The sequence below is a fragment of the Streptomyces sp. NPDC059371 genome (assembly GCF_042751995.1).
GTDB lineage: Bacteria > Actinomycetota > Actinomycetes > Streptomycetales > Streptomycetaceae > Streptomyces.
On record NZ_JBHYXD010000182.1, the window covers coordinates 1 to 7,185 of the forward strand.

Annotated in this window: 6 protein-coding genes; 3 read left to right on the plus strand and 3 right to left on the minus strand. The window is 73.0% G+C overall.

All coding sequences use genetic code 11. The annotated features are described in order from the left end of the window. Positions 1-8: 8 nt before the first annotated feature. The 3 genes from ACFXGX_RS42695 to ACFXGX_RS42705 all read right to left on the minus strand — a co-directional run bounded on the left by ACFXGX_RS42695 (position 9) and on the right by ACFXGX_RS42705 (position 3,009). Positions 9-896 carry an oxygenase MpaB family protein gene (locus tag ACFXGX_RS42695; protein ID WP_384803732.1) on the minus strand — a complete coding sequence of 296 codons (888 nt, stop codon included), beginning with the start codon at positions 894-896 and terminating at the stop codon, positions 9-11. Positions 897-1,036: 140 nt separating this feature from the next. After that, a complete protein-coding gene (locus ACFXGX_RS42700; RefSeq protein ID WP_384803735.1) occupies positions 1,037-1,987 on the minus strand; it encodes an ornithine cyclodeaminase family protein in 951 nt (316 codons plus the stop codon). Further along, on the minus strand, positions 1,984-3,009 hold the full coding sequence (locus ACFXGX_RS42705) for an IclR family transcriptional regulator (RefSeq protein WP_384803738.1): 1,026 nt from the start codon (positions 3,007-3,009) through the stop codon (positions 1,984-1,986). Before ACFXGX_RS42705 ends, ACFXGX_RS42700 begins: the two co-directional genes overlap by 4 nt. Positions 3,010-3,172: 163 nt before the next feature. Between ACFXGX_RS42705 and ACFXGX_RS42710 the strand changes: the two genes are divergently transcribed. The 3 genes from ACFXGX_RS42710 to ACFXGX_RS42720 form a co-directional block, all read left to right on the plus strand. After that, positions 3,173-4,600, plus strand: coding sequence for an amidohydrolase family protein (locus ACFXGX_RS42710; protein ID WP_384803741.1), 1,428 nt, complete (start codon positions 3,173-3,175; stop codon positions 4,598-4,600). Next, a complete protein-coding gene (locus tag ACFXGX_RS42715) occupies positions 4,597-5,664 on the plus strand; it encodes a dipeptidase (protein ID WP_384803744.1) in 1,068 nt (355 codons plus the stop codon). The genes ACFXGX_RS42710 and ACFXGX_RS42715 overlap by 4 nt, the downstream gene beginning before the upstream one ends. 225 nt (positions 5,665-5,889) lie before the next feature. Beyond that, positions 5,890-7,185, plus strand: a 1,296-nt coding sequence (locus ACFXGX_RS42720) for a transaminase (protein WP_384803747.1), incomplete at its 3' end; no start/stop codon positions are given.

The window sequence follows — 7,185 nt, forward strand, 5'->3', positions numbered from 1 at the left end:
AGCGCCCTTCAGGCGACCCCCTGGACGGTTCGTGCGCGCTGCGGCGCCATCGCCCAGCGCACGGCCGACGTGAAGGCGCTGCCGAGGGGACGCACGCACACACTGTCGACCAACGGCAGCCGGGGCAGCCGGAGTTCGGCGGCGGCCCAGGCCGGCAGCAGGGACACCGCGTTCGCGGCCAGCACCCCGTACGGCAGGCGGGCCACGAGCGGCACCGGCGGGTTCAGCAGCAGGAAGCGCGCGGCGTCGCGTGCCTGCGGCGTCGCCCGCAGCTCGCCGCGGTACGCGGCCAGCCGTTCCGCGAGGTCGGCGACGGTCGTGGGCGGGTCGAGGACGCCCAGCGCGGCGGCGACGCGGGCCGTGTCCGCCACGTAGGCGTCGCGGTCGGCCTCGGACAGCGGCCGCGCGCCGTACCGCTGATGCGCGCGCAGGAAGCTGTCGACCTCGGCGACGTGGACCCAGCCGAGGAGGTGGGGATCCGCCGCGTGGTACCGCGTCCCGTCCGGAGTCACACCGCGCACCCGCTCATGGACCGCCCGCACCCGGTCACAGGCGTCCTGGGCGCTCTCGGCCGTCCCGTACGTCGTCACCGCGAGGAAGGTGCTGGTGCGCTGGAGCCTTCCCCAAGGGTCGCCGCGGAAGCCCGAGTGCGCGGAGACGGCGGCCATGGCGAGCGGGTGCAGCGACTGGAGCAGCAGCGCGGACAGGCCGCCGATGAACATCGACGCGTCCCCGTGCACGGCGCGGATGGGGCGCTCAGGGCCGAACCAGCGGGGGCCGGGCGTGCCGTGGATACGGGCGCGGTTCTTCGGCCCCTCCGGGCCCGCGACCCGGGTGAACAGCGCGCTGCCCAGCCGTTCCCGTACTCCGCGTCCGTCCGTTCCGGTCCGTCTCATGGGCGACGGCCTCCCTTCGCGTCCCGTTCCGCCGGGCCCACGGTCCGTCCCGGACCGGCGGAAACGGCGGAAGCACCTTCAGCATGGTCGAACCGGGGGAGGAAAGTCCACGGGCCCGCGGCGGACACCCGGACCCCGCCTCACATGGCGACGCGGGTGCCCCACGCCTCCGCGCGGGCGACGGCGTCGGCGACATGCGCGGCCGCGACGTCCAGGGCGGCGTGGCCGGTCGACTTGAACAGGGTGAGTTCGTCGTCGTCGCGCCGGCCGGGGTGATCGCCGCCGAGGACGGAACCGAGGAGCGTCACGCTCCGCTCGGGCGGGAGGTCCTGCAGCTCGTGGGCGCCGGACGGAGGCCGGGTCGTGGCCGCGCCGTGCCACTCGGCGAAGAGGGTGGCGTCCCCGACCGTGTCGGCGTCCAGCTCGGGCCCGTGGGAGCCGCCCACCGAGCTGACGTGGGTGCCGGGGGCGAGCCAGGCGCGACGGATGACCGGGCGGACGGCGCCGGTGCAGCAGAACACCGTGCCGGCCCCTCGTACCGCCTCCTCGATGCTCTCCGTGGCCAGGCCGGCGGGGTGGAGCGCGGCGGCGCTCCCGGCCCGCCCGGGATCGCGGCCCGCGACGAGGACGGGGGTCTCGGGGGCCAGGGCCGCGAGCAGCGCGATCTGGGCGCGCGCTTGAGCGCCCGTTCCGACGACGGCGACCCGGTCGGCGTCCGGACGGGCCAGCGCGCGGGCGCTCAGTGTGGCGGTCGCCGCGGTACGGATCTCGGTGAGCGGCTCCGCGTCCATCAGGGCCAGCGGGCGGCCGTCGGTCTCGTCGAAGAGCGCGACGATCCCCCGGTGACTGCTGCGGCCCGGCCGTGCCGGGTCGGCGAACACGGAGACCAGCTTGGCCGCGAGCCCGAGACCGGGCACATGACCGGGCATCGCGCCGAGCAGGCCGTGCGGGGTGTGCGCGGCGATCCGCGGCGGTACGGAGACCTCGTCGCGGCCGATGGCGACGAGGGCCGTGGCCACGGCGTCCAGGACGCGCCGCGGATCGAGTGCGGCGCGCGTCTGCGCCCCGTCGAGGAAGAGGATCTCGCTCATGCCGGGCCTTCGGTGGGCGTGGAGGGGGAGGGAGAGGGAGAGAGGGAGAGGGAAGTGGATAGGGGCCGGGATGGGGACTCGGGCTGCGGAGACGCTTGCCCGGCGGTCTCGGCGGTCTCGGCGGCCCCAGTGACCCCGGCGGCCTCGGCGGCCTCGGTGGTTCCGGCGGCCCCGGTGACCCTGGCGGTCTCGGCGGTCTCGGTGGTTCCGGTGGTTCCGGTGGTCTCGGTGGTTCCGGCGGCCCCGGTGGTCTCGGTGCTCCCGGTGACCTCGGAGGCCTCGGTGCCGGACAGGATCCGTGCCAGTTCGTCCGTCGCCTCCCGCAGAAGCTCCCGCAGGCCGGGCAGTCGGGCCTCGTCGAAGTCCGGACCCAGACCGACCAGCGTGAGGGCACAGACCGGCGCTCCAGGGCGGGTGAGCACCGCGCGGGCGACCGAGGCGACCGGCTGTTCGTTGCGCCCGTACTCGACGGCGAATCCCGTGCGTTCGGCTTCCTCGATGTCGGCCAGCAGCCCTTCGGGTCCGTCCAGCGGGTGGCCGGACTCCTCCGCGGCGCGCAGATAGGGGCCCCGTTCCGCCGGGGCGAGGGCGGCGACGAGGGCGAGCGGGCCGGCGAACCGGTGAACGGGCAGGGCCCGGCCGTTCAGACTGCTGATCATCGCCAGCCGGTCGGGCCGCACGACGTCGATCACGCGGGACCGGTCGACCTCGGGCACCTGGAGGTTGACCATCAGTCCGGTGCGTTCGGACAGCGCCGCGAGAACCGAGCCGGCGAGGGCGCCGAGCGAGTTCCGGGCCGCCGAGGACGACAGTTGAAGGACCGCCGTGCCCGGCAGATAGCGGTCGCCGGCGCGCAGCACCCAGCCGCGCCGTACCAGGTCGACGAGCACGCGGTAGGCGGTCGCGCGATGCAGCCCGACCTCCTCGGCGAGGTCGGTGAGACGCGGCGGCTGGGACGCGCGGGCAACGGCTTCGACCAGGTCCAGGGCCTTGTCCACCGCGCTGCGGGGTGCCTCGGGCAATTCCGGCCCCTCCTTGTGACGTCGTGAGATGTGAGCGTACGGTAGCGCATGTTGCGAGAGACGATACGTCTGTTACGTAGAGCGTAACAAGAACCATGAAGCGGCCCATCGGCCCGGACGCGGCGGCTGCCGGGGTCCGGGCACGGCGACTACTGAGGTGAAGATGACGGACGAGACTTCGGGCGCACCGGCCCCGCACGCGCCCGCGGTGAAGGGCGCCGTCGCGGTGTACCGCGGCGCGACACTGTTCGACGGAACCGGCGCTCCGGCCCGGAGCTCGACGTCGATCGTGATCGACGGCCAGGTCATCCGGGCCGTCGGCGACGACGCCGTGATCGCCGAGGGCCTGCCCGCGGACGCCCGGATCTTCGACCTCGACGGCCGTTTCGTCATCCCCGGTCTGATCGACGCCCACCAGCACATCGCGACCCCGCCCGACCGGACCGTCGCCGAGGCGGTACTGCGCCGGCTCGTCCACAGCGGCGTCACGGCCATCCGTGACATGGCGGACGACCTGCGCCAGGTGGGCGACCTCGCGCGGGCGACGCTCGTCGGCGAGATCCCCGGCCCGGACATCCGCTACGCCGCGCTGATGGCCGGCCCCGGCTTCTTCGACGACCCGCGCACGCACCAGGTGTCCCAGGGCGAGACCCCCGGCGCCGTTCCGTGGATGCAGGCGGTCACGAAGGACACCGACCTGACGATCGCCGTCGCGCTTGCCCGCGGCACCCATGCCTCCGCGATCAAGGTGTACGCGGATCTCGACCGGGACACCGTCGCCGCGATCACCGCGGAGGCGCACCGCCAGGGCGTCCCCGTCTGGGCCCACGCCACCGTCTTCCCGGCCTCGCCCGGCGAGATCGTCGAGGCCGGCGCGGACACCGTCTCGCACGTCACCCTGCTCGCGTTCGAAGGCACGGACGAGCCGCTGACCAGCTACAAGACCAAGCCGAAGGTCGACCACGAGCGGTTCGCCGCCGGGGACGACCCCCGGGTCGAGGAACTCTTCGCCCTGATGCGCCGTCGGGGTACGGTCCTCGACGCGACCGCCGGCATGTGGGCGAGCGAGGCCCTCGCGGGCGAGGGTCCCGAGGACGCCGAGCGCGCGGCGGCCAACACCGAGCTCGCCGCCGTGCTCACCGCCCAGGCCCACCGCGCCGGTGTGGAGATCGCGACCGGCACGGACTACGAGACCGACGCCGAGGACCCCTTCCCCGCCCTGTACGACGAGCTGGTGTTCCTCGTCGACCGCTGTGGGATGTCGCCCGCGCAGGTACTGCGCTCGGCCACGCTGATCGGTGCCCGGAGCGCCGGGGCCGAGGACGTCATGGGCACCGTCGAGGCGGGCAAGCTCGCCAACTTCGTCGTCCTGGAGGACGATCCGCTGCGGGACATCACGCACCTGCGCAGCGTCACGCTGACCGTCAAGCGCGGCCGGCGCTTCGAGCGCCGGGACTTCGACGGGGCGGCCCCCGGCGCCGGACGGTCCGAGGGCGCTCAGGGCCCCGGGTCCGAGGTGCCCGCCGCCACCCCCGCCGCCGACGTGACCCGCCCCACCGACGTGACCCGCCCTGCCGAGGAGACCCGATGACCGACCTTCCCATGATCGTCAACGCGCTCGGGCAGCTCGACAATCCGAACGCCCCGCAGTCGGCCGAGGCCGCCGCGCAGCTCAACCCCTCCAGCGAGCAGATGACCGTCGACGCCCGCACGCTGGCCGACGCCCACGCCTCCGGCCTCACCGCCGTCAACATCACCCTCGGCTACACGATGGGCGATCTGCCGCCGTACGAGCACACGCTGCACGAGATCGCGGTCTGGGACGGGATCATCCGGGACAACGCGGCCGACCTCCTGAAGGTCCGTACGGTCGCGGACATCCACCGGGCCAGGGAGGAGCGCCGGATCGGGGTCGTCTACGGCTTCCAGAACGCCGTCGCGGTCGGCGACGACGTCGGGCGCGTCGCCACGTTCGCCGATCTCGGCGTCCGGGTCGTCCAGCTCACGTACAACCAGGCCAATCACATCGGTGACGGCTCCATGGCGCCGGAGAACCGGGGACTGACCGACTTCGGCCGCAGTGTCGTGGAGGCCCTCGACGAGCACCGCCTCATGGTCGACCTCTCCCACAGCGGCGAGCGCACCTGTCTGGAGGCCGCGAAGACGGCCCGGCTCCCCGTGTCGATCAATCACACCGGCTGCCGCGCGCTCGCCGATCTCCCCCGCAACAAGACGGACGAGGAGCTGCGCCTGGTCGCCTCGCGCGGCGGCTTCGTGGGCATCTACTTCATGCCGTTCCTGAACGTGTCGGGCCACGCGACGGCCGCCGACGTCGTGGAGCACATCGTCCACGCGGTGAACGTGTGCGGCGAGGACGCCGTCGGCATCGGCACCGACGGGACCGTGACGTCCATCGACGACCTCGACACCTACCGCGCGCACCTGGCCGAGCATGTGGCCCTGCGGCGCCAGGCGGGTGTCGGCGCGGCGGGGGAGCGCGACGACACGCTTCCCTTCGTGCTCGACCTGAGCGGAGTGGACCAGTTCCGGAAGCTCGTCCGCCTGCTGGAGCAGCGCGGCTACACCTCGGAACGCATCGAGAAGATCCTCGGCGGGAACTTCGTGGACTACGCGGACCGGGTGTGGGCCCCGTAGGTCTTCCGGTGGCCGGTACTCGGTAGTCGGCAGCCGGTAGGCCACTGCATCAAGTGCCCTGATGTTCATCCACGGTCGATTCGGTTGCCGCGGCACCCGAATCGATTGTTTGGGCTTGCTTTCGCGCCGTATGCGTTCGTACTCTGGCCGAAACCGCTCGTCGAACGTGTCGTCGACCGAGCACCGCGACCGGGCCGACCGGGTCGACCGACAGAGGAGCCCTCGATGGACCGCACTCGCCTGCAGCAGCTCCTGGCTCGTGAGAGCGCCGAGGCCGAGCGTCGAAACCCGCGCTCCAGGGCCGCGTACGAGCGCGCCGAGCACCTGTTCGGCCGCGTCCCGATGACCTGGATGAACAAGACCGCCGGAGCCTTCCCGCGCTATCTGGACAGCGCCCGCGGAGCCCGCGTCACCGACATCGACGGCCACGAGTACATCGACTTCTGTCTCGGCGACACGGGCGCCATGGCCGGTCACTCGCCCGAGGTGGTCGCCGAGGCGGTACGGGCGCGGTTCGCCGAGAGCGGCGGCGCGACCGCGATGCTGCCCACCGAGGACGCGGAATGGGTGGGCGCCGAACTGACCCGCCGCTTCGGGCTCGCCCGCTGGAGTTTCTCGCTCACCGCGACCGACGCCAACCGCTGGTCCATCCGCCTGGCGCGCGCGGTCACCGGCCGCCCGAAGATCCTGGTGAACAGCTACAGCTACCACGGCAGCGTCGACGAGTCGCTGATCGTCGTCGGCCCGGACGGCCACGGCACCGCCCGCCCCGGAAACGTCGGCGCACCCTGCGACGTCACCCTCACCAGCCGGGTCGCCGAGTTCAACGACCTGGAGCAACTGGAACGCGAGCTCGCCCACGGCGACGTCGCCGCCGTCCTCATGGAGCCCGCGCTCACCAACATCGGCATCGTGCTGCCCGAGCCGGGCTACCTGGAGGGCGTCCGCGCACTGACGCGCCAGTACGGGACCCTGCTCATCAACGACGAGACGCACACCTTCTCCGCGGGCCCCGGTGGCTGCACCGCCGCGTGGAGCCTGGAGCCGGACATGCTCACCATCGGCAAGGCGATCGGCGGAGGGATCCCGGCCGGGGCGTACGGGCTCTCGGCCGAACTCGCCGACAAGCTGCTCGGCCGCGCCGATCTGGACCTGGTCGACATGGGCGGCGTCGGCGGCACCCTCGCCGGAAACGCCCTGTCCACGGCGGCGACGCGCGCCACCCTGGAACACGTCCTCACCGACGCCGCGTTCGACACGATGGCGAAGCTCTCCGAACGCTTCGAGGCCGGTGTGCGGGCGGGTATCGACGCATGGGGTCTGCCGTGGTCGGTGAGCCGTCTCGGAGCCCGTACGGAATACCGGTTCGCCGATCCCGCGCCGCGCACCGGAACGGAATCGGCCGCGGCGGCCGACACCGAGCTGGAGGACTTCCTCCACCTGTATCTCGCCAACCGGGGCATCCTGCTGACCCCGTTCCACAACATGGCGCTCATGTGCCCGGCGACCACCGAACAGGAC

Bases quoted from the DNA above. Each gene is read 5' to 3' on its own strand.
- ACFXGX_RS42715 (WP_384803744.1), top strand. From the start codon at position 4,597: ATGACCGACCTTCCCATGATCGTCAACGCGCTCGGGCAGCTCGACAAT.
- ACFXGX_RS42695 (WP_384803732.1), bottom strand. From the start codon at position 896: ATGAGACGGACCGGAACGGACGGACGCGGAGTACGGGAACGGCTGGGC.
- ACFXGX_RS42710 (WP_384803741.1), top strand. From the start codon at position 3,173: ATGACGGACGAGACTTCGGGCGCACCGGCCCCGCACGCGCCCGCGGTG.
- ACFXGX_RS42700 (WP_384803735.1), bottom strand. From the start codon at position 1,987: ATGAGCGAGATCCTCTTCCTCGACGGGGCGCAGACGCGCGCCGCACTC.